Source organism: Bacillus sp. FSL K6-6540 (genome assembly GCF_038007545.1).
In genome coordinates, this window is sequence record NZ_JBBOXH010000001.1 from 1961831 (window position 1) to 1983686 (window position 21856).

Here is a 21856-nt window from a genome sequence, read left to right on the forward strand (position 1 = left end):
GGCCTGTGTTACAATAGCGAGATAGCTTAGGATTGTAGGGGATCCTAATATAATGAGTGCGTGAGGCTAGAGGTGAATGATGAATAATAGACGGATACCCAAATATATTGTATTAAAAAACGAACTGCTCTCGTGGTTTGAATCCGGCCGGCTTCAAGCAGGCAAACAGGTTCCTTCGGAGCATGAAATCGCGGACCAGTTCGGCGTAAGCCGCCAGACGGTCCGCCAAACCTTCGGCGAGCTGGAGAAGGAAGGCTGGCTCGAACGGATTCAAGGCAAAGGAACCTTTGCCCGCAATCCGGAGCGGCGGGAAAGCGAGCAGGTCAAGACGATCGGCATCATGACGACGTACATCTCGGATTATATTTTCCCGCATATCGTCAGGGGAGCGGAGGCGGAGCTGCGCAGCAAGGGATACCGCCTGCTGCTCTCCAGCACCGACAACAACAAGGAGAAGGAGATGGAGAGCCTTCAGCTCATGACCAGCCAGCCGCTGAGCGGGCTGATTATCGAGCCGACCAAGAGCGCGGAGGGCAATCCGAATCTGACATATTTCCTGTCCCTGCAGGAGAAGGGGATTCCGTTTCTGATGATCAACGAGAAGTATCGGGAACTGGAATGCCCTTGCCTTAAGCTGGACGATGAGCTTGGCGGTTACAAGGCCACGCGGCATTTGATCGAGAACGGCCATTCGGCGATTGCCGGATTCTTCAAGCGGGACGACCTTCAGGGCGTAAACCGGCTGAAGGGCTTCTTGCGGGCGCATCGGGAGGCGGGCATCCCCGTTTCGCCGGAACGGGTGGTTACGTATACAACGGAACAGAAGGGCCGTTTCCCTTATGAACAGGCCGTCCAATTGCTGAAGCAGCCGATCGGGCAGCGGCCGACGGGATTCGTATGTTATAACGACGAGCTGGCCGTGTCTTTGGCGGAGGCGGCCGGGGAATGCGGGCTGCAAATTCCGCAGGACGTGTCCATGGTCGGTTTCGATGATTCCACCCTAGCCGTTGCTTCCGGCGTGAAGCTGACGACGATGACCCACCCGAAGACGGAGATGGGGATCATGGCGGCCAGGCAGTTGATCAGCATGATCGAGCATCATACCGTATTTGAGGATACGGTTTATCAACCGGAGCTTGTGGAGAGAGAATCGGTGGACAAACGATAGAGAATAGGGAGTTTAAGGTCCGATATTTCGGACCCTTGCTTGCCAACTTGTACGTACAACTATATTTTCAAAGGCTGGAGAGGAGCGGTTGTTCATGTTGGAGGATTTGAAGCAGCAGGTGCTTGAGGCGAATCTGGAGCTTCCGAAGTACGGGCTCGTCACCTTTACATGGGGAAACGTCAGCGGCATCGACCGTGAACGGGGACTGTTTGTCATTAAGCCGAGCGGCGTGCCGTACGAGGATTTAAAAGCGGACGACATGGTCGTGCTGGATTTGAAGGGAAATGTCGTTGAAGGGGATTTGCGCCCTTCCTCCGACACCCCGACTCATCTGGTGCTGTATCAGAACTTTAAGGAGATCGGCGGGATTGTGCACACCCACTCGCCATGGGGAACGAGCTGGGCTCAGGCGGGTCGCGCGCTGCCTGCTTACGGAACGACGCATGCCGACTATTTTTACGGGGAGATTCCGGTTACGCGGCCCATGACCCGGGAAGAAATCGAAGGGGCCTACGAGCTGGAGACGGGCAATGTCATCGTTGAACGATTCACGGATCTGGATCCGAACATGGTGCCCGGGGTGCTTGTGCATTCCCATGCGCCGTTCGTGTGGGGCAAGGATGCCCATAACGCCGTGCATAATGCGGTGGTGCTGGAGGAGTGCGCCAAGATTGCAGCCCGGATGCAGCAGATCAATCCCGAAACCGAACCGATGGATCAGACGCTGCTGGATCGCCATTTTTTGCGGAAGCATGGAGTTAATGCTTATTACGGTCAAAAGTAACGCATATATTCATCATTCATGATTTCATCGGTAGGAGGAAATGAGATGGGGAATAAATACACCATTGGTGTCGATTACGGAACGCAGTCCGGACGTGCGGTATTGGTTAATCTGGCGAACGGGCAGGAAGTGGCGGATCATGTAACGCCTTATCGGCACCATGTTATTGATGAGTTTCTGCCGGGTTCCGGAAAGCGGCTGGAGCATGACTGGGCGCTTCAGCATCCGGGGGATTATCTGGAGGTTCTGCAGGTATCGGTGCCTGCCGTCATCCGGCAATCCGGCATTGATCCGGCGGATGTGATCGGCATCGGCATCGATTTTACGGCTTGCACCATGCTGCCGGTTGACGAGCTTGGCGAACCGCTCTGCTTCCACCCGGAGCTGGCCGATCAGCCGCACAGCTGGGTTAAGCTGTGGAAGCATCACGCGGCCCAGCCGGAAGCAGACAAGATCAACGCGATCGCCGCTGAGCGCGGAGAAGCTTTTTTGCCCCGTTACGGCGGGAAGATCTCATCCGAATGGATGATAGCCAAAGTCTGGCAGATTCTTGACGAGGCACCGGCCATCTATGAACGCGCGGATCGGTTCCTGGAGGCCACGGATTGGGTCATCTCCCAAATGACCGGCCATATTGTCCGCAACAGCTGTACGGCTGGTTACAAGGCGATATGGCATAAGCAGGACGGATATCCAAGCAAGGATTACTTTAAAGCGCTGGATCCCAGATTGGAGGATCTGGCCGATACGAAGCTGCGCGGAGAGGTCCGTCCCCTCGGGAGCAGCGCCGGCGGCTTGACCGAGAAGATGGCGGAAATGATGGGCTTAACGCCTGGCATTGCCGTGGCCGTCGGCAACGTTGACGCGCATGCCGCGGTACCGGCGGTCGGCGTCGTAACACCGGGCAAGCTGGTCATGGCCATGGGGACCTCGATCTGCCATATGCTGCTCGGCACGGAAGAGAAGCAGGTCGAAGGGATGTGCGGCGTCGTCGAGGACGGCATCATTCCCGGATTATACGGTTATGAAGCCGGGCAATCGGCAGTAGGCGATATTTTTGAATGGTACGTCGAGGAAGCACTTCCCGCGTATGTAAAAGAAGCTGCGTCCGAGGAAGGAATCGGCGTGCATCAATGGCTTGAGCGAGAAGCGGCTGCCTATAAGCCGGGTCAAACCGGATTGCTTGCACTGGATTGGTGGAACGGCAACCGCTCGGTGCTGGTGGATACGGATCTGACCGGGTTGATGTTAGGGATGACGCTGTTGACGAAGCCGCAGGAAATCTATCGCGCCTTGCTGGAGGCGACGGCTTTCGGCACGCGCAAAATCGTGGACGCCTTTCACGAGAACGGCGTGGCTGTGGACGTTCTTTATGCATGCGGCGGACTGCCGCAAAAGAATCGTCTCCTGATGCAGATTTATGCGGACGTTACCAATCGCGAAATCTATGTGGCTGATTCCAAACAGACGCCGGCGCTTGGTGCCGCGATGTTCGCCGCAGTGGCGGCGGGTCAGGCGAAAGGCGGATATGATTCCATTATCGATGCGGCCGAGAAGATGGCACGGGTGAAGGAAGAGACCTTCAAGCCGATACCGGAGCATGTGGAAGTGTATGAGCAGCTGTATCAGGAATACAGCAAGCTGCATGATTATTTCGGCCGCGGGGAAAACGACGTCATGAAACGGCTGAAGCGGGTTAAGCAGACGGCAGAATAGGCTGGCGGGGCAAGCGCAAGACCAGAAGAGGACCGGACCGCCCAGCATATAGAGGGCGGGACGTCCTTCGAGACAAATATAGACCAGATGCTTGGATCGTCAACATGGGATGGGATGAAAGGGGAGGAGCTGCATGACGGATTATTTGAACGAAGCAAAAGGTTTAATGAGCCGAATGAGGGAAGTCCGGCCGGCGTTCCGCGGACTTGAAACGATGGTGCTGGAGCCCGGCGCTATTTCAGCTGTGCCCGCGTACCTTAAACGGCAGGGCCTCAATTCACCGATCGTGGTGGCCGATGCGAATACGTATGAAGCTGCGGGTCAAACGCTGATGGAGCGGCTGGAAGCGGAAGGTCTGCAGCCCCGGCTGTGCTTGATCAAGCCTGATGAGTTAGGCGACGTGGTGGCGGATGAACGCTCGCTGACGCAGCTTTTTATCGAGGTGGAGCCAGAGCGGACAGGATGCCTCATCGCTGCCGGATCCGGTACCCTTCATGACATTACCCGCTTTGTCGCTCATCGGTGCGGGAAGCCTTTCGTCTCTGTACCTACGGCACCTTCGGTAGACGGCTTTACTTCGGCCGGCGCGCCGATCGTGGTTCGGGGGGTCAAGCAGACCTATGCGGCAACGGCTCCCATCGCCATATTCGCCGACCCGGATATCCTTGCGAAAGCGCCGCAGCCGCTTATAGCGGCGGGGTTTGGCGATATGCTAGGCAAATATACGTCGCTGCTGGATTGGAGATTCTCCTCGACCACGGCCGGCGAGCCCTATGATGGCCAAGTGGCAGAAATCACGGAGCGGGCACTGGAATCTTGCATCCAGCACGTGGAGGCCATCGGCCAGCGCACGGAGGAAGGCATCCGCATTCTGATGACGGCTTTGATTGAATCCGGGATCGCGATGCTGCTGTTCGGGCAGTCCCATCCTGCCTCCGGGGCAGAGCATCATTTGTCGCATTACTGGGAGATGGAGTACTTGCGCCGCGGCAACCGGGCGCTGCTTCATGGCGCCAAGGTAGGGGTTGCCTGCAGCGAGATATCGAGCCTTTACCATGCTGCGGCTGATCAAGGAGTGTATCCTTATGCCGAGCCCAAGCTTTGGGAGACGTATGGAGATCAGGTTCGGGAGTGGCTTCGGAAGGTTCCTTCGAAGGAGGAGATCGCCGGGCTGCTGCGGCAAGCGGGAGGTCCTTCCAGCCTGGAGGAGCTTGGCATTGATGAGGAGCTGTTCGGGGAGTGCCTGCGGGAGGCGCATAAGCTGCGCGACCGTCATACCATCCTGAGGGCACTGAACGAGGCTGACGGGGCAGGACAACCTGTGACTTCATACAGATAGCAAAGCAGAGAGCGGGCCATGTCCGTCCGCCGCCCTAAAGAATGGGCTTGCTGATAAGGTTATAGAAGGTATTCCGTTTAGCTAAAAAAGGCCTCTACATGATCGAATGACCATAGAGAGTCCTTTTTTGCGTTCGTTCCCTTATCCTTCCTTCACATCATACAGCACGCGGGCCAACAGATCTTGACTGTAGTTTCCGAAATGCTTGCCGTAAATGGTTAAGCCTCGTTTATTCACCGACTGCTCGTTAACGGCAATCCTGAAGGTAAGCTCGCTCTTGTAATCGAGCTGTATTTGGTCCAAACCGACATCCGAAATGCGGCACCCGTCGATAAAGCTGCCTTCTTTATTAATTCGGATGAGCTTCAGCATGCCGTATTGGTTCAAGTGGGGTGGCCACCATTCAGGGTTGAAGGTACCGCGTTTGTCCCCGAAATCCCCCGGACTTGTCCAGCTGCCGATTTCGATCCCGTTGACGTAAAAGAAAATATCCGACGGGTAATTATCGCAATGTCCCGGTGCTTCTGACCCCAGCTCCAAGGAGAATTGGATCTCGCGGAACGATTGGTTGGATTTCAAATAATTCGGGATCCGATATTCCAGGAAACCTTCGGTCAGCCAAATAATCTCCGAATTGATGCGCTCCGGATCGGCGAAATAGCGCGGATCGTCGAAATCCCCGATGATGCTGTCCTTGGTCGCAAGTCCGCAGGTCGGGATGGCTTGGTAGTCGCTGTAATGGCCGACCCGAATTTCCACCTCGTACAGATTATTGATATCCTTGCTTCGCAAATCGACCATCAAGGTGTCTTTATTCAGATAGCAGATCTTCTGGATGCCATGCTTCCCGCCCGTGGTATGGATTTCGATCAGGCCGCTTTCCTCCAGCTTCTTGATATGCATGGTAATGGCGCCATTGCTGAGGTTCAGCCTGTTTGCGAGATCATTCAGGTTCAGGCTTTGATTCTTGGCCAGCAGCTCCAAAATTTGAATGCGGATCTCGGAGCTGAGCGCTTTAAAGATATCAAGTCCGCTCATTAAATCTTTAATGTAGATCATCTTATTTCAAACCTTCTTCCGATTAAGGGATTTATAAGGATGGGATGTTTGCAAACGTTTATTTCAAATAATTATAAATCAATATGAGCGTGAAATAAAGATGCGTTCAAAATCTTCAGAAAACTTGTGCGTGTAACAATAAAATCGATGCTGAAAACGCTTTTATTTGAGGATTATATTAAATTAGGATTGCGAAAAACAAGTAATTTCGGCTATTTCCGACAGAAAATGCACTGTTTTTTTTGATCATGAAAATTTATTTTTTATTTATATAAATCATTTTACATTTGTATATTTACAGAGACCCCCTCATATGATATTTTAAATCTGAAAACGAATTCATTTAATTATATTTGAATTGTTTTACAATTATATCAAACGGAAGGTGAAGAACTTGGCAGCTGAGAACATGAAAGCACGAATGATCGTGGATAAGTCGTTTTGGATCGCGCAAGTTGATAACCGCATTTATGGTTCATTCATTGAACACCTAGGCCGCGCAGTATATGGCGGGATTTACGAGCCAGGCCATGAAACCGCGGATGCGGATGGTTTTCGGAATGACGTAAAGGAATTGATCAAGGAGCTGGACGTCCCGATTATCAGGTATCCCGGCGGGAATTTCGTTTCGGGGTATAACTGGGAAGATGGCGTGGGGCCTGTTGCCGAACGGCCAAAACGGCTGGAGCTGGCTTGGAGAACGCTGGAGCCGAACGATGTCGGCACGAATGAGTTTATATCCTGGGCCAAGGAAGTAGGCTCGGATGTCATGATGGCCGTGAATCTGGGGACGCGGGGGATCGATGCCGCCAGAAACTTGCTGGAATACACCAACCATCCGGGAGGCACGTATTGGAGCGACCTGCGTCGCCGCCATGGTTATGAACAGCCGCACAAGATCAAGACCTGGTGCCTCGGCAACGAGATGGACGGACCTTGGCAGATCGGACACAAGACGTCCGAAGAGTACGGCCGGCTTGCGCTAGAGACGGCAAAAGCCATGCGGCTCGTCGACCCGACCATCGAGCTGGTTTCCTGCGGAAGCTCGAGCACGGGCATGCCGACATTCCCTGAATGGGAAGCCGTAACGCTGGATCATACGTATGAGGCGGTCGATTACATATCCCTGCATCAATATTACGGCAACCGTAATAACGATACCGCCAATTACTTGGCACTTACGCTCGATATGGACCACTTTATTCATACGGTGAAATCCACCTGCGATTACATCAAGGCCAAGAAACGCAGCAAAAAGACGATGTATCTGAGCTTTGATGAGTGGAATGTTTGGTATCATTCTAATGACGCCGACAGGCAGATTGATCCATGGAGCATCGCTCCCCCTCAGCTGGAGGATGTATACAACTTCGAGGATGCGATTCTTGTGGGCAGCATGTTGATCACGTTCCTGCGCCATGCGGACCGGGTCAAGATGGCTTGCCTGGCGCAGCTCGTGAACGTGATCGCTCCGATCATGACCGAGAACGGGGGACGTTCTTGGAAACAGACGATCTTTTATCCGTATCTTCATGCTTCAAAATTTGGCCGGGGCGTATCCCTGCTGCCGATCGTCGACTCGCCGAAATACGATTCCAAGGACTTTACCGACGTTCCTTATCTGGACAGCGCGGTCGTTCATAACGAAGAAGATGAAGAAATTACGATTTTTGCCGTGAACCGCCATCTGGAGGAAGCCTTGGAGCTCGAATGCGATGTTCGCAGTTTTGAAGGTTACCGGCTGTTGGAGCATATCGTGCTGGAGCATGAGGATCTGAAAGCGGTGAACACCGCATCCGAGGAAAAAGTAAAGCCTCATCATCAAGGGGGAGCGAAACTCGATAACGGTATGGTTAACGCTAGGCTTGCCAAGGCATCATGGAACGTCATCCGCTTGAAAAAAGCCTAATAACAGCAAGGGGGCGGTTCTCGATTTGGGCTGCCCCGTCTCCCAAACACTCATATCAAATTACACATAATATGAAAGCGCTTTATTTCTGAGGAGCAGCAGAAGTACCGATGTTCGAAGTGTAGGTTTGTATGAACGAAAATTAAGGGAGGTCCAGTAAGATGATGAAAAGATGGATGATTGTATTCATGGTGTTATGTATGACGCTCTTCCTGTGGGGATGCGGCAAATCGAACAATGCCGGCGGCGAAACCTCGGTCCTGGACGGGGGGGCGGGAGAAAGCGCTACGGAGCTGTCGTATTGGACGTTTGTTGAGCTGCACGGCCAGCACTTCGAGAAAATGCTGGGCAAATGGAACACGGAGAATCCCGATCGCCAGATCAAGCTGAACGTAACGGTCATGCCTTATGACGACATGCATAACAAATTATCCATCGCGGTTCAATCGGGGACGGGTGCCCCCGACATTGCGGATATCGAGCTTGGGAAGTTTCCGGATTTCCTTGCCGGCACGCCGCAGCTTGAGCCGCTCAACGACGTCATTGATCCATACCGGGATACCATCGTGAAATCCCGTATCGACCTTTACAGCAAGGAGGATGTGAATTACGGCATCCCGACCCATGTCGGAGCTTCCGTCGCCTTCTACAATACCGAGATTTTGGAGGAGGCCGGGGTCAATTATCAGGATATCGTGACTTGGGAGGATTTTAAGAAGGCCGGTATCCAGGTGTATGAAAAAACAGGCAAGTATATGGGGACGGCCGATACAAGCGCAGCTTGGCAAGCTTCCATGCTGCTCGCGCAGCAAGGCGCGGATCTGACCGACGATTCCGGCAATCCGATCGTGAATTCGGAGCCGATGGTGAAGGCCATGACGCTGCTCAAGGATCTGCAGGACAGCAATGTCATCGCGACCATCGCCGGCGGTCAGCCTGACACCGAAGAGGCCTACGGCGAGTTTAATGCAGGAAATTATGCCACGGCTTTCATGCCGTTATGGCAAATGTCCAGATATACCAATTACATGTCCGATTTGTCGGGGAAAATAGCCATCGCGCCGATTCCGGTCATCGAAGAAGGAATGCCCCGGTCGGTTGGCGGCGGCGGAACCGGCACGGTCGTGACCAAGACGGCAAAAGACGTGCAGCTGGCAAAAGATTTTCTGGCCTTCGCCAAACTGTCCCTGGATGCCAATAAAGAAATTTGGAACACGCTTGGATTCGATCCGGTCAATATGGACGTCTGGGATATGAAGGATGTTACGCACAATGCCGAGAATCAGTTCGTGAAATATTTCGTCAATAACCCGTTCGATGTCCTGAATGAGATCCGGGATGAAATCCGGTTAATCAAATCGACCTCCGCATCGCCCACCATCAACAACGTCCTGTGCACAACCACCTTCAACGAGATTTTTGAGGACGGCAAGGACATTACCGAAGCCTTGAATGACGCCCAGAAGCAAATCGAACAGGAATTGAAATAACGTTCGCTTATACGGTACAAAAACGAAGAGCTGCTCATGGATCGTCGGTGAGCGGCTCTCATTCAAAGGAGTCGAATCATGATTAAAAAATTTCTGTACTCTCAAAAGGTTGCTCCTTACGTGTTTGTCCTGCCGTTTATTCTGGTATTCCTCGTATTCTGGGTGTTTCCGCTCGGCAGCTCATTCAGCATGAGCTTTCAGAAAACGCAGCTGGGGCAGGAAGCGGATTGGGTCGGCTTAGCTAATTACGGGAAGCTGATGGGGGACGGCGTCTTTTTGAAGGCAGGCACGAACAGCGCGATTTACATGGTGTTGACGCTCCTGATCCTGATTCCGTTTCCGATGCTGTTCGCGGTGCTGATCAACAACAAGTTCATGTGGGGAAGGGAGTTTTTCAAGTCGTCTTTTTTCTTCCCTGCACTGACGTCGGTCGTTGTGGCAGGCACCATCTTCCGGCTCATGTTCGGCGAGATGGAAGGATCCCTGATCAACAGCATCCTGGGGTGGTTCGGGATCGATCCGGTGAAGTTTCTGAAGGGACAGGTCACCGGCTTTATCGCGCTGGTGGCTCTCGCCACTTGGCGGTGGACGGGGGTCAATATGCTATATTTTTTATCGGGACTCAAGAACATTCCGGGTGAATATTACGAGGCGGCATCCATCGACGGTGCCTCGGCCTTCCAGAAGTTTACCAAAATCACGATGCCTTTGTTGAAGCCGACCACGATTTATGTGTTAACGATCAGCATTTATGCGGGGCTTGCCATGTTTATCGAAAGCATGATGCTCTGGAACGGCAACAACTCTCCGAAGAATATCGGCCTCACGATCGTCGGTTACCTGTACCGTCAAGGCATCGAGAAGAACAATTTGGGTTATGCCGCCGCTGTAGGGATCGTGCTGCTGGCAATCACCATGATCATTAACCTGACGCAGCTGAAGCTCTCCGGCATGTTCAAGAAGGAGGATTGAGGATGAGAAGAGAAACGCTGGTCAAAATAATCCTCTTGATTTTGTTCTCCATACTGTGCTTTCTGATCCTGGTGCCATTTTATGCCGTCACCATCGCTTCCTTCAAACCCGGCGAGGATTTGATCCGGTATGGCCTGAATTTGAAATTTGATCTGTCGGTGATGAGCTTGGACAATTTCGCCTACCTGTTTACGGGCGATCACTCCTACTTCATGTGGTTTTTTAACTCCTTGCTCCTCACGGTGGTGCAGGTTACGTTAACCCTGTTAGTCAGCGCAACCGTTGCCTATGGGTTTGCAGCCTATGATTTCATCGGCAAGAACTTCTTGTTTATCTGCGTGCTTTTGATTATGATGGTTCCTTTTGAAATTCTTCTTCTTCCGTTATACTCCCTGACGTACAATCTGGGCCTCATGAATACGTACTCGGCGATTGTGCTGCCGGGGATCGCAAGCGCGGCCACGATTTTCTTCTTCAGGCAGTATTTAAGAGGGGTTCCAAAAGAAATGATTGCGGCAGGTCGGGTCGACGGGGCCAGCGAATACGGGATCTATGTACGGTTGATCCTGCCCGTGATGAAGCCGTCCTTTGCAGCCATGGCGATTCTGAACGGCATGAACAGCTGGAACAATTTCCTGTGGCCGTTCATGGTGCTCAGCGATGATCGCAAGTACACGCTTCCGATCGGGTTGAAAACGCTGTTGACTCCTTACGGGAACAACTATGATTTATTGATCGTCGGCTCCTTTTTCTCGATCATCCCGATTTTCATCTTGTTCATGGCCTTCCAGAAATATTTCATTGACGGGATGACAGCGGGGGCGGTGAAAGGCTGATCGTTCGGTCGGTATGACCGGTCCTGCCCTTGCTGTCGGCACCTCAAATCCATTATGATACAAGGAAACCTGCGTATTCTGATGAATGAGGTGACATATCGTGCATCCTGTGACAAAGGCTCTACTATGGATTGGCGGCGCTCTGATCGTGATCGGGCTGCTGTGGCCTGTCATCGGCCGATTCGTCGGCCGGCTGCCGGGCGACATCGTCGTGGATAAACCCAATGTCAAAATTTATTTTCCGATCGTAACCTGCCTCGTCATCAGCGTGGTGGGCTCGTTGATTCTGTTTCTGATCCAGCAGTTTCGCAAGTAGTCGGGATTTCATAAGAAAAACGTCTATCGACGTACTTTCTCAGAAGACAGACCGCGGTTAGGGGATGTTTTTCTTGCGATATCAGGAAGGCCTAAGCTTCGGAGTTTATACTTTCTGATATCAAAAAAAACAGGCCGGTTAGGGGAAACCCTTAACCGGCCTGTTTACGTGGAACAGCCGTTTTATTTTTGGATGATGGTGATTTCGGCATTCGGATCCAGGCTAAACACGATGGATTTGAACCTGGGCATTTCCAGAATGTGAACCCGGTAGACCAGCTGCTGCGAATGGGGGGCGTCACCGTGGTTCGCGCCTTCACCCTCGGCATGTGCCGATTGGGGATCATACCCCATGATGGCTTTCATGGTGTGCCGGATTTCCGCTTCGCTGATGCTTCGAATCCGTACCTCCCGTTTAAGGGGAAGGCTTGAAGTCGTAACGCGCCCCGTCTCCAGTGCCATCAGGCACGCGATGGCGGAATACATCGCCCGCTCCCAGCCGAGGAGGAGCCCCGCCAAAGTCAGTACCAACAGATTGATCATGATATGGACGTAGGGCAGCTTCAGCCGGGTCAGCAGCTGCGATAGCTGCTGGGGGATCTTCGGCATCTGGAGCGTATCCAGGACGACGCCGTAACGAAGGCCGATGCCGATGCCGAGACCGAGGAAAATGCCGCCGATGCCTGCGCTCCCGATCTTGCTGTCGATGAGAGCGGGGATCGGAAAGAACAGGATCGAGCATACGGAAAACGTAAGCAGTCCGACGGTTGCGATGACGGCTTTTTCCCGGTTCGACCGGCGATAGGCCAGCAGAAGCAAGGGCAGATTTAATGCAAACAAAAACATGCCCGTATGAAGTCCCGTCAGATGCGAAGCGAGCGCAGAGATTCCTGTTACGCCGCCCGCGATGATTCCGCTAGGAACAAGAAATAAATCCAAACCGAACGCTGCGATCAGGCCTCCGATGGCAGCCATGCTCAGTCTTCTTCGTGTACTTGCCTTGCTTGCGGCCTCTTGTGCACCGTTCGTTGTCCGAACCGGGGCTTGAACCATAGGCAATGTACCCTCCTTTATCCGCTGGCACTTTCATCCTTTAGCTTCGGTTTAACCGGTTTCTTCTCCTTATGATCTTTAAATTTAAATATTTTGTTCAAGAAGTTATAGACGTGCTTGGACTCCTTGGTCAGCAGCGGTCCGAGTATGGCGAGTATCAGTACATACAGGGCCGCGAACGGTTGAATGAAGGTTGCAAGCCCGCCGGCTTTCCCCATATTGGCGAGAATGATGGAAAACTCCCCGCGGGATACAATCGTCAGACCGATATTGGAGGATGCTTTCGAAGACAATCCGGCGCTGCGGCCGGCAAGCATGCCTGCAATGAAGTTGCCAAGAAGCGTGATGATCACGGCGATCAGCGATAACCACACAGCTCCGCCAAGCTCGGACGGTACTATCGTTAAACCGAAGCTAAAGAAGAATATGGCTCCAAAGAAATCGCGGAATGGTAATATCAAATGCTCAATGCGTTCACGATGCTCGGTCTCGGCCAGAACAAGCCCGACGAGCAGCGCGCCGATGGCCTCGGCAACATGAATCGTTTCAGCGAATCCTGCGAGAAGGAACAACGCGCCGAATACGACCAAGGCAAACAATTCGTTAGACCGTATATTCAATGCTTTATTCAGAAGCGGTACGGCTTTACGCCCGACAATAATGACTAGCAGCATAAATCCAAGAGCGATCACGGCAGATATCAGGACGCCGCCCAGCGACGAGGAGCCGCTCAATACGAGCCCGGAAAGAATCGAGATATATACAGCGAGGAATACATCCTCAAACATGATGATCCCGAGGATCATCTCGGTCTCCGGATTCGCCGTTCTTCTCAAGTCGACCAGCACCTTGGCCACGATAGCGCTCGAGGAGATGGTCGTTATGCCTGCGACAATGAGCGTCTCCGCCAAGGGAAATCCGGCAAAGATCCCGATCATCAGTCCAAGCGTAAAGTTAATGGCAATGTAGATGCTGCCACCCACCACGATGGATCTACCCGATTTGATCAATCGGCCGACCGAGAACTCGAGTCCGAGATAGAACAGAAGGAAGAGTACGCCGATCCGCCCCATAAAGTCGATGAGCGGAGCACTTTCTATAAAACGAAAATCGAAAGATCCAAAATGAAAAGCATGAGGCCCAACCGCCATCCCCACCAGAATATAGAAAGGGACGACGGAAAACCGGAGTTTAGCTGATAGCAACCCCGCCAGGGCGATCAAGGCAATCGCCAATCCTACTTCTAAAACCAAATGATCCATTCATCAACCACGTCCGTTCATCAAGATTTGTTTAAATAGCCGCTGTTGTTGACGTTCACCCACGACGACGAGCGTCGAATCCGGTGTAATGATAACGTCAGGCCCGGGATTGATTTGTTTGCTGTTTTTGTCAACTCTTGCAATGATGGTTGCGCCTGAGGCTTGGCGTACGCCCAGATCGCCAATCGATTTACCTGCCCCGTAATAGTGGGGCTCGATGCGGTACCACTCGATGATCAATTCATCCAGCGCCATGTCGATCGTTTCGAGCGCCTTCGGTTTATACGTGAGACCGCCGACGATGGCCGCAATTTGACGGGCCTCGTCATCGTCCAGGGAAATCATGGAGATGCTTTCGTCCGGATCGTCATATTCATAATGGTACATTTCACGGCGGCCGTCGTCATGAATGATGATGACCAGTTTATCGCCACCGCGGGTATCAATTACGAATTTCTTACCGATTCCAGGCAAATCTGTTTCGCGAACATGCATAGATTAGAGTCCTCCTAAGAAAATACACTTTTTAGTTGTTTTGCACACCGATCACACGGATATCAAAAATACACGCAGCCAAATAAAACAATCCATTCACGATGAAATTGCACAGTCTTTAATAAACCCTGATGCACAGGTCAATCCGCACAGGCTTTATGTTGTTGCATGGGAAAAGAAAAATTGGCAAATTTAAGAAACCGCAGTCAGTTGGAATGCGAAAAAGTGTGGAGGACTAGACGAACTTCGATGTGTATTTAATGGGGAATAATACTAAAAGCCGGAGTCGAAGCGGAATAATCGGCCGATAGGGCAGACGTGTTTTGGGAGCCTGCTGCATCACAATGGCCGACATCAATAAGAACAGCGCTATGGTATTGCCGGCTGCCTTAAGTTTGGAGAGAATTTGAGAGTGTTTCAGAACAGCCGCTTTCAGATGATGGTCATGCTTGTAAACATACCGCTCATCTTGGGTTTCGTTGCTGTAATACTCCTGGACGGGAATGTACAGGGCAAATGCCGTAACCAGAACAAGCACCAGCATCCATGCAATTCTTGCCGTTTTTAAGAAACAGTTCACGGTTACTCCCCCCTTCGTCCCAAGCTTCTATGTTAATCATAACATAAAAATAATCGTTCTCAAAATGAGAACGATAAATTATTTTTGAACACTTTTACAGATCGATTCAATTTTTTACATTATATAGAAGCGATGCTTCTTCTATTTTTTGCGAAGCTTATCATAGTTTTCCGTATCGGGCCCGATATCGGCTTTCGCTTGATCCTTGTCTTCCAAAACGCCGAGTACAAGATCGTCGAGTTTATCGGTTGCGGCCTGATCCGGACGGTCGGGCTCGGGAATCGGGTCCACGCCGGGGAATTGACCGTCAAATTCAGGTTTCTTTTTGCTCATTAGGCTCTCATTCCTTTCTGGCAATATTGTGGCACAAAAGGATCTGTTATATGTAACGAATAAACGCGGGAGATGGAAGTGAAACAATGCAGGAACGTCGGCCTGGTAACAATTCATAACAATTCACCTTCTATATAATGTAACTCTATATATCAATCAGCTATATAAGAATATGCTAGAATAGTAGAGGAATATTATACCAGGGGGTTATTTAGGCATGAAGAAAAAATGGATAGGCTGCACCCTTGCTTTATTGCTTGTATCCGGCTCTGTCGTATCTGCGCATCCGGGACGAACGGATGCCAACGGAGGGCATACCTGCCGAACCAATTGCGAACGCTGGGGTCTGTCATATGGCGAGTATCATTATCATAACGGCGGTGGGAGCTCTTCCGGAAGCAAGTCGTCCCCATCCGCGCCTAAGTCGAAATCATCGCAAAAGAGCACGGTTAAGCCTGCAGCGCCGAAGCCTGCGGCTCCGGCTTATGCTAAGTCCGGCCTTAAGGTTTACGTCAACGGCAGCGTGGTGAAATTTGATAGCGAGCCATTGGTGTATAACAACATCAACCTGGTGCCGCTGCGGGAAATTGCGGAGGGCATGGGGGCTAAGGTCAACTGGAATCGCGATGCGGCCAGCATCGGCGTGCAGAGAGGCAATCATAAAGTCACGCTCACGATCGGAAGCAAAACCGTTTATTATAATGGCAAATCGGAAACCGTTGCGGTCGCTCCCAAAGTGATGGACGGCGTGACGTATGTTCCCGTTCAGGTGTTTGCACGGGGGCTGGGCGCTGGCGTGAACTATACCGAGCATGATAAAATTCTGAGAATATCGTTTAAGGAATAAAATAAACACGGGTTCCATTTTGCGAACAGAGAGGGGAAGAGTTTGCTTTGAGTTTTTTTGATAAATTTAAAGCCGGCGTATCGGACGCCGGAAACAAAGCTAAAACGCTGGTGGAGATCAATCGCTTAAAGCTGCAGAACAACGGCAAAAAAAGCGATATCGACGAACAGCTCCTGGAAATCGGCAAGGTTGTATTCGCTTCAACCGAAGCAGGGAAGTGGCCGCCTGATCAGGAGAGCATCCAAGACTACGTGGCCAAGATTCACCAATTGAATTTCGAAATCGAACAAAATCTGCTCCAGATTGCCAACCTTACGGATGAGAAAATATGCCGAGGGTGCGGGAACAGTTCAGCCGTGAATGCCAAATTTTGCGCCCACTGCGGCCGTACGTTCGAAGTGATTCAAGTTCAAACGGAAGAGCAGCGCAAAGAGGTTCCGCTGCTGGAGGATGGCGGCGACCAAGAGGAGCCGAAATAGAAGCTGTTTGCTTCATGAATAGCCGTACCCTGGTTCGCGAATGACCAGGGTCGGCTTTTTCTTTTTGTCCGGGGTGAAGGAAGCAGCGCTTTATTAGGAGAATGATTATTAAGGTGATCTTACTCACGACATCATCTTTATATAGTAATATTAGCTTACTAGCTGGAGGGAGTGAGGACATATGCCGAAGAACAAGGCCTGTAATGATGAATTTAGTCAACATGGGGATCGAGGGGTGTCAAGGCTGCTTAAAGGTAACGTTCTATTGCTTCCCGTATGCGTAATTTTGATGCTCCTTGCTGCCGGGTGCAACGGCCCGGGGTCTTCGGAGGAGGAGAATCCGCCGGAGAACCTCCCCAAGGGCGCATCCATCAACATCGTCATTTCCAGTCTGGGGATGACGTTCCCTGCAGGATTGGACGAGAATGACAATCCGTACCTGAATTACATTGAAGAGCGTACGGGGCTCGAGATCGGAGTCAATCTTCCTCCGCCCGAGGTATACAACGAGAAGCTCGACGTCATTATGTCCTCAGGCAATTTGCCGGATATGCTCCATACGTACGAGCCGGTGTGGTTCGACAATTACGTTAAGCAGAAGGCATTTATGCCGCTGGATGAATTAATCGACGAGTACGGCCCCCACCTGAAAGAAAAAATTCCGCCGGAGGTCTGGGATCGGGTCCGATACGGCGGTAAAATCTATGCGGTTCCGAGCTTGAATGAGGTGACGGGAGCCGAATTGATGTATGTCCGGAAGGACTGGCTCGATCGGCTCGGCTTACAGCCGCCCGAAACGCTGGAGGAATATTACGAAGTCATTCGTGCCTTCACCCTGGATGATCCTGACGGCAATGGCGTCCAGGATACGATCGGTTTAACCTTGACCTCGAGCCTGGGAAGGTCCTCGCCGTTTTTCGGCGCTTTCGGCACGCAGCGAAATACGTGGTTTGAACGGGACGGGCAGCTGGTGAACGGAAGCATTTTGCCGGAAACGAAGGAAGCCCTCGCCTTTTTTGCCAAGCTGTATCAGGAGAACCTGCTCGATCGGGAATTTCCTTTAAACCTGCAAAACAATCTGTTCGAAAAAATAGAAAACGGCACGGTCGGCCTGTTCTCCGCGGCTTGGTACGATACGCGCGGACCGATTGCGGCCAATATGAGCAAGGACCCCGAGGCCGAATGGATGCCGCTTCCGTATCCGACGGGACCGGACGGATTTAAAGGCGTTGAAGGGAAGGACATCATACGAGGTTATAACGTCATACCGGCCGAATCGGAGAAGGCTGCCGAAGTGATCCGGTTTCTGGACTTCATTGCCAGCGACTACAAGACGTTGAAGCTCGGCTTCGAGAACGAAATCTGGCGCTGGGAGGACGGGGCGATCGTTACGGATTTCGCGCTGCACGACAAGCATTTATACCGCGGCATTTACCAGTCCCTTGTCGACGTGCCGGATCAATTGCTGTTCAAGGAACGGCTTGACTCGCTCGGAGACTTCAATCTTTACAACAATCTGCAGCTGATCAATCAGCATATTATTCCGAATGCATTCTACGGAGTTCCTACCCCCGGGATGACGAAATACAACACGAAGCTTAAAAATCTGGAGGATGTGTTCACGAAAATCATCATGGGGCTAGAGCCGCTGGACGCATTCGACGACTATGTGAAGACCTGGAAGGAAGAAGGGGGAGATGAAATCACGAAGGAAGTGAATGAATGGTACTCCAAACAATAATGCTGGCGGCCAAGAGCGCGGGGGACAGAGTGATCGACTTGTTTCGCTGGATCCGGGATCGGTTTTCCCAGAACATTCAAACCCGCTTGACCGGTTATTTTCTGCTGATCCTGCTGCCGCTGGTCATTATCAGCCTCTTCGCCGTAGAGCGGTCCCGGGATATTCTCTACGAGCAGGCGGTGGGGAGGACGGAGATGGCGCTGTCGTCGGCGATGAATCATTTTGATCTGGCGCTGCAAAACGTGGAGGAGATATCGACCCTGATTGCAGGGGATCCAGGAATGAACGAGCTTCTTAACAAAAACAGCACCAACTTCTCCCCTCAATCGATCGTGGATTTCTCGCACATTTTGGAGCAGCTGTCGAATTCCGTATCGGTAAACCGGTTCGTATCCCAAATCACGGTGTATCATCGGGCTTCCAACATGTTCATTTCTACCCATTACGGCGGCAAAAAGCTGACGGGCGAGACGCAGCAGGAATGGCTGGTGGAAGCAGCGCGACGGAACGGAACGGGGATTTCCTACGTCATGTCGGAAGCCCCAGTGGCGGAGGGCATTACGTTTGGCCAGATGACCAATACGGACAGCATCTCCCTGATTCGGGCCATGGACCTGTACAACAGCGAACGGCAGTCGAACCTGCTGGTGGTGTCTTTTAATAAAAGCAAGCTGCTGAATATCATCAAGACGCTGCTTCCGTCCGAGAACAGCCGCATCGCCCTGCTGAACGAAAGGGGAGAAGTGGTGGTGGAGACCGGAAGAGTGTATGAGGAGGACATTACCGAGAAGGATATGACCGTCACGATTGATTCGGATTACTCCACATGGCGTCTTGAGCTGGTTCAGCCGAAAAGCGAGCTGTACAAAGAGACCGATCAGCTGCGCCTGTTCACGGTTGCGATCATCGGGCTGAGCATCCTGCTGGCCATTATCATTTCATGGGTGGTGTACAGCGGGATTGCCTCACCTGTGTTGAAATTGTCGCGCGGGATGAAGCGGCTCAGCAGCGGAGAGCTGAACATTCATGTCGACACCAAGCGGAAGGACGAATTCGGTTTTCTCATCCAGTCGTTTAATAAAATGGCTGTCGTGCAGAAGCATCTGATCGAGGATCATTACGAGCAGCAGCTGCGATTGACGACAACGGAGCTGAAGTTCCTGCAATCCCAGATCAATCCGCATTTTCTGTATAACACCCTCGATTCGATTTATTGGACGGCCAAAAACTACGATGCGGATGAGATCAGCGAGATGGTGATGAACCTGTCGAAGTTTTTCCGGTTGAGCCTGAACAAGGGCAGGCAGGTGTTTACGATTGAGGAGAGCATTACCCACCTGCACTACTATCTACGAATCCAGCAGCTTCGTTTCATGGACAATTTCATCGTGGATTATCAAATTTCGGAAGAGAGCAAGGGGGTTCCGATTCTCAAGCTCCTGCTTCAGCCTTTGGTGGAAAATGCCATCATTCACGGCATGGAGGGCAAATCCTCGGGAGGGAGCCTGGTCATCTCCAGCCGGATTGAAAAAGGGCATACGGTGGTTATCAGCGTACAGGATAACGGGCCGGGGATCAGCGAAGAGCGGCTGCGCTACATCCAGCATGAGCTGGAGATGATGGGCTCGCGCAGCGTGCCCGCGTCTTCCCAGGATGAAGAGCATGTGAAGGATCTGTTCGGTCTTCGGAACGTGCTTGGCCGAATGAAGCTGTATTATGGCAGAGAAGCGGATCTGACGGTACACAGCGTGGCAGGGGAAGGCACCACCGTCACGATTTCCATCCCGCTGGATCGCTGCAAGGAATTTAACCTGAAATAGACACTTATATAGAGATGCTCGAAAGGGGAACAAACCGAATGAATCTCATGATCGTGGAAGATGAACCCCGGCTGCGCAACGCACTGGCTTACAATATCCCATGGGACAAGCATGGGATTGAAGTTGTGGGCATGGCATCCAACGGCATCGAAGCCCTTGAGCTGGTTGGCCGAAAAAAACCCGATATGATGCTGATCGATGTGCAGATGCCTGAAATGGACGGGCTGACGCTCCTCGGCGAGCTGCGAAGCCGGCAAGACATCAGCCGATTGACGAAAATGATCATCCTGAGCGGACATGACAACTTCGAATTTGCGCAGCTGGCGCTGGAATACGGGGTGTCCAAATATTTATTGAAGCCCGCCGGCGAGGAAGACATTCTCGAAGCGGTGCTTGAAGCGAGGCAGCAGCTGCGGGAGGACTTGGAGCAGTGGCAGCGCAAGGCGGCTTTGGAGCAGAAATGGAAGGACAATCTGCCGCATTTGCAAAATCTCTTTTTTATCCAATGGGTCAGCGGCAAATATACAAAACAGGACGTCCTTACCAAGGGCAGGGAATTATATATTTCATTGAAGGAGAATGACCGCATCGCCGTCGCCGTGGTGGATCTGGACCCCTTGCCGGAGAGCGAGACCCGCTTTCAGCGGGGGGATGTCGAGCTGCTGCAGTTTACGATGCAGTGCCTGGCCAAGGAGCTGCTGTCCCATCCATCGCTCTGGATCACGTCGGATTCAGGCAATATGCTCCTGATGGTCCTGATCCTGGAGGAAAGCCAGGATGCCAAGGAAGCCATGCTGCGGCTGAATGCGGACGTATCCAAGCTCCTCTCCCAAACGAGGGAGGTGCTGAAGATAACGGCCAGCGCCGGCATCTGTGCATCCACCGGGACGATCGAGGAGATGAGCCTCTTGTATGCGCAGGCTTGCCGGGCGCTTCAGGAGCGCGTCGTGTATGGACACGACCTCGCGATTCCTTACCGGGAGCAGCTCCAGCGGGATATTCAGGGCGTGATCGTGCAGCAGAACCTGGAGAAGACGCTGGAGATCGCGCTGGAAACGGCGGATGAAACGAAGGCGCTGGAGGCGTTGAAGGGATTATGGGAGGAAGCCTTCTCGAGGTCCGAATCCTCGGACGAATTCCAGGAGGCGGTGCTTTACATGAACAGCTTCTTTACCCGCATGATCCAGAAGCAGGGCTGGACGGTAAAAAGAGTCGTCGGCGACGATATCGAATATTTCCACAACGTCAAGCTGCTGAGCACCAAAATGCAAACCTGGTCGCTCCTGGAGCGAACGGTGAAGCATATCATCACGTTTATGGGCGAACAGCGGAAAACGACAAGCAATCAGGTGGTAAAGGACATTCTGAACCTGCTCGAGGAGGAGATGGACCAGGAAATTACGCTGCACACGGTAGCGGACCGGCTTTACGTGAATTCTTCCTACCTCAGCCGGCTGTTCAAGCAGGAAATGGGGGTCGTCTTCTCCGCTTACGTGCTGGAACGCAAAATGGAGCGGGCCAAGTCGCTGCTGCAGGACGGTCTCAAGGTGTACGACGCCGCCCGGCTGGTCGGGTACCGCGATGTCAGTTATTTCACCAAGGTGTTTCGGAAGTATTGGGGCGTGAACCCGGGGGAATTCAAGGGATAAGGATATGGG

The 21856-nt window shown here is 52.2% G+C and carries 20 protein-coding genes; 14 read left to right on the top strand and 6 right to left on the bottom strand.

Annotated features, from left to right (window positions below; translation table 11 throughout):
- Positions 1–79 precede the first annotated feature (79 nt).
- The 4 genes from MHH82_RS08585 (at position 80) to MHH82_RS08600 (ending at position 5007) form a co-directional block, all read left to right on the top strand.
- Positions 80–1168: a GntR family transcriptional regulator gene (locus tag MHH82_RS08585; protein ID WP_340969864.1), complete on the top strand. Its 1089-nt coding sequence runs from the start codon at positions 80–82 to the stop codon at positions 1166–1168.
- Between the two features lie 94 nt (positions 1169–1262).
- The gene (gene araD, locus MHH82_RS08590) at positions 1263–1952 is read left to right on the top strand and encodes an L-ribulose-5-phosphate 4-epimerase (protein WP_015734097.1); all 690 of its coding nucleotides are present in this window, start codon (positions 1263–1265) and stop codon (positions 1950–1952) included.
- A 45-nt stretch (positions 1953–1997) separates the two neighbouring features.
- The gene (locus tag MHH82_RS08595) at positions 1998–3668 is read left to right on the top strand and encodes a ribulokinase (RefSeq protein ID WP_036666222.1); all 1671 of its coding nucleotides are present in this window, start codon (positions 1998–2000) and stop codon (positions 3666–3668) included.
- 133 nt (positions 3669–3801) lie between these two features.
- Positions 3802–5007, top strand: coding sequence for a sn-glycerol-1-phosphate dehydrogenase (locus MHH82_RS08600; RefSeq protein ID WP_340965194.1), 1206 nt, complete (start codon positions 3802–3804; stop codon positions 5005–5007).
- Between the two features lie 141 nt (positions 5008–5148).
- Here MHH82_RS08600 and MHH82_RS08605 read toward each other — a convergent pair whose 3' ends face one another.
- Entirely contained in the window at positions 5149–6066 is a 918-nt protein-coding gene (locus MHH82_RS08605; RefSeq protein ID WP_009590874.1) for an ArsR/SmtB family transcription factor, read from the bottom strand.
- Between the two features lie 409 nt (positions 6067–6475).
- Between MHH82_RS08605 and arfA the strand changes: the two genes are divergently transcribed.
- The 5 genes from arfA (at position 6476) to MHH82_RS08630 (ending at position 11589) form a co-directional block, all read left to right on the top strand.
- Complete coding sequence (arfA, locus tag MHH82_RS08610; RefSeq protein ID WP_340969867.1) at positions 6476–7975, top strand: arabinosylfuranosidase ArfA; 1500 nt, start codon at positions 6476–6478, stop codon at positions 7973–7975.
- Between the two features lie 161 nt (positions 7976–8136).
- Entirely contained in the window at positions 8137–9465 is a 1329-nt protein-coding gene (locus MHH82_RS08615) for an ABC transporter substrate-binding protein (protein ID WP_145035239.1), read from the top strand.
- Between the two features lie 78 nt (positions 9466–9543).
- A complete protein-coding gene (locus MHH82_RS08620) occupies positions 9544–10437 on the top strand; it encodes a carbohydrate ABC transporter permease (RefSeq protein WP_340965203.1) in 894 nt (297 codons plus the stop codon).
- A 2-nt stretch (positions 10438–10439) separates the two neighbouring features.
- Entirely contained in the window at positions 10440–11273 is an 834-nt protein-coding gene (locus MHH82_RS08625; protein ID WP_015734103.1) for a carbohydrate ABC transporter permease, read from the top strand.
- Between the two features lie 100 nt (positions 11274–11373).
- The gene (locus MHH82_RS08630) at positions 11374–11589 is read left to right on the top strand and encodes a DUF2905 domain-containing protein (RefSeq protein ID WP_009591958.1); all 216 of its coding nucleotides are present in this window, start codon (positions 11374–11376) and stop codon (positions 11587–11589) included.
- Positions 11590–11771: 182 nt separating this feature from the next.
- On the opposite strand, the gene MHH82_RS08635 is transcribed toward MHH82_RS08630, so the two are convergent.
- From MHH82_RS08635 to MHH82_RS08655, 5 genes are all read right to left on the bottom strand, one after another.
- A complete protein-coding gene (locus tag MHH82_RS08635) occupies positions 11772–12641 on the bottom strand; it encodes a YitT family protein (protein WP_340969870.1) in 870 nt (289 codons plus the stop codon).
- Positions 12642–12658: 17 nt separating this feature from the next.
- Positions 12659–13903, bottom strand: a complete 1245-nt coding sequence (locus tag MHH82_RS08640; protein ID WP_015734105.1) for a cation:proton antiporter — start codon at positions 13901–13903, stop codon at positions 12659–12661.
- A 3-nt stretch (positions 13904–13906) separates the two neighbouring features.
- Positions 13907–14398, bottom strand: coding sequence for a cation:proton antiporter regulatory subunit (locus tag MHH82_RS08645; RefSeq protein ID WP_009591954.1), 492 nt, complete (start codon positions 14396–14398; stop codon positions 13907–13909).
- A 235-nt stretch (positions 14399–14633) separates the two neighbouring features.
- The gene (locus MHH82_RS08650) at positions 14634–14978 is read right to left on the bottom strand and encodes a hypothetical protein (RefSeq protein ID WP_015734106.1); all 345 of its coding nucleotides are present in this window, start codon (positions 14976–14978) and stop codon (positions 14634–14636) included.
- A 141-nt stretch (positions 14979–15119) separates the two neighbouring features.
- Positions 15120–15311 (bottom strand): hypothetical protein, encoded by a 192-nt coding sequence (locus tag MHH82_RS08655; protein ID WP_009591956.1) that lies wholly within the window; start codon positions 15309–15311, stop codon positions 15120–15122.
- Positions 15312–15528: 217 nt separating this feature from the next.
- On the opposite strand from MHH82_RS08655, the gene MHH82_RS08660 reads away from it, so the two are divergent.
- The 5 genes from MHH82_RS08660 (at position 15529) to MHH82_RS08680 (ending at position 21847) form a co-directional block, all read left to right on the top strand.
- Positions 15529–16158 carry a stalk domain-containing protein gene (locus MHH82_RS08660; RefSeq protein ID WP_015734108.1) on the top strand — a complete coding sequence of 210 codons (630 nt, stop codon included), beginning with the start codon at positions 15529–15531 and terminating at the stop codon, positions 16156–16158.
- 47 nt (positions 16159–16205) lie between these two features.
- The gene (locus MHH82_RS08665; protein WP_015734109.1) at positions 16206–16637 is read left to right on the top strand and encodes a hypothetical protein; all 432 of its coding nucleotides are present in this window, start codon (positions 16206–16208) and stop codon (positions 16635–16637) included.
- Between the two features lie 181 nt (positions 16638–16818).
- Positions 16819–18378 carry an extracellular solute-binding protein gene (locus MHH82_RS08670; protein WP_015734110.1) on the top strand — a complete coding sequence of 520 codons (1560 nt, stop codon included), beginning with the start codon at positions 16819–16821 and terminating at the stop codon, positions 18376–18378.
- Positions 18360–20198, top strand: coding sequence for a sensor histidine kinase (locus MHH82_RS08675; protein ID WP_015734111.1), 1839 nt, complete (start codon positions 18360–18362; stop codon positions 20196–20198). The genes MHH82_RS08670 and MHH82_RS08675 overlap by 19 nt, the downstream gene beginning before the upstream one ends.
- 38 nt (positions 20199–20236) lie before the next feature.
- Positions 20237–21847, top strand: coding sequence for a response regulator transcription factor (locus MHH82_RS08680; protein ID WP_015734112.1), 1611 nt, complete (start codon positions 20237–20239; stop codon positions 21845–21847).
- Positions 21848–21856: the final 9 nt, after the last annotated feature.

What these genes read in the sequence shown, in the direction of transcription:
- MHH82_RS08635 (WP_340969870.1), bottom strand. Translation starts at nt 12,641, where the DNA reads ATGGTTCAAGCCCCGGTTCGGACAACGAACGGTGCACAAGAGGCCGCA.
- MHH82_RS08675 (WP_015734111.1), top strand. Translation starts at nt 18,360, where the DNA reads ATGGTACTCCAAACAATAATGCTGGCGGCCAAGAGCGCGGGGGACAGA.
- MHH82_RS08625 (WP_015734103.1), top strand. Translation starts at nt 10,440, where the DNA reads ATGAGAAGAGAAACGCTGGTCAAAATAATCCTCTTGATTTTGTTCTCC.
- MHH82_RS08645 (WP_009591954.1), bottom strand. Translation starts at nt 14,398, where the DNA reads ATGCATGTTCGCGAAACAGATTTGCCTGGAATCGGTAAGAAATTCGTA.
- MHH82_RS08585 (WP_340969864.1), top strand. Translation starts at nt 80, where the DNA reads ATGAATAATAGACGGATACCCAAATATATTGTATTAAAAAACGAACTG.
- MHH82_RS08660 (WP_015734108.1), top strand. Translation starts at nt 15,529, where the DNA reads ATGAAGAAAAAATGGATAGGCTGCACCCTTGCTTTATTGCTTGTATCC.
- MHH82_RS08680 (WP_015734112.1), top strand. Translation starts at nt 20,237, where the DNA reads ATGAATCTCATGATCGTGGAAGATGAACCCCGGCTGCGCAACGCACTG.
- MHH82_RS08640 (WP_015734105.1), bottom strand. Translation starts at nt 13,903, where the DNA reads ATGGATCATTTGGTTTTAGAAGTAGGATTGGCGATTGCCTTGATCGCC.
- arfA (WP_340969867.1), top strand. Translation starts at nt 6,476, where the DNA reads ATGAAAGCACGAATGATCGTGGATAAGTCGTTTTGGATCGCGCAAGTT.
- MHH82_RS08595 (WP_036666222.1), top strand. Translation starts at nt 1,998, where the DNA reads ATGGGGAATAAATACACCATTGGTGTCGATTACGGAACGCAGTCCGGA.
- MHH82_RS08605 (WP_009590874.1), bottom strand. Translation starts at nt 6,066, where the DNA reads ATGATCTACATTAAAGATTTAATGAGCGGACTTGATATCTTTAAAGCG.
- MHH82_RS08600 (WP_340965194.1), top strand. Translation starts at nt 3,802, where the DNA reads ATGACGGATTATTTGAACGAAGCAAAAGGTTTAATGAGCCGAATGAGG.
- MHH82_RS08655 (WP_009591956.1), bottom strand. Translation starts at nt 15,311, where the DNA reads ATGAGCAAAAAGAAACCTGAATTTGACGGTCAATTCCCCGGCGTGGAC.
- MHH82_RS08615 (WP_145035239.1), top strand. Translation starts at nt 8,137, where the DNA reads ATGATGAAAAGATGGATGATTGTATTCATGGTGTTATGTATGACGCTC.
- MHH82_RS08670 (WP_015734110.1), top strand. Translation starts at nt 16,819, where the DNA reads ATGCCGAAGAACAAGGCCTGTAATGATGAATTTAGTCAACATGGGGAT.
- araD (WP_015734097.1), top strand. Translation starts at nt 1,263, where the DNA reads ATGTTGGAGGATTTGAAGCAGCAGGTGCTTGAGGCGAATCTGGAGCTT.
- MHH82_RS08620 (WP_340965203.1), top strand. Translation starts at nt 9,544, where the DNA reads ATGATTAAAAAATTTCTGTACTCTCAAAAGGTTGCTCCTTACGTGTTT.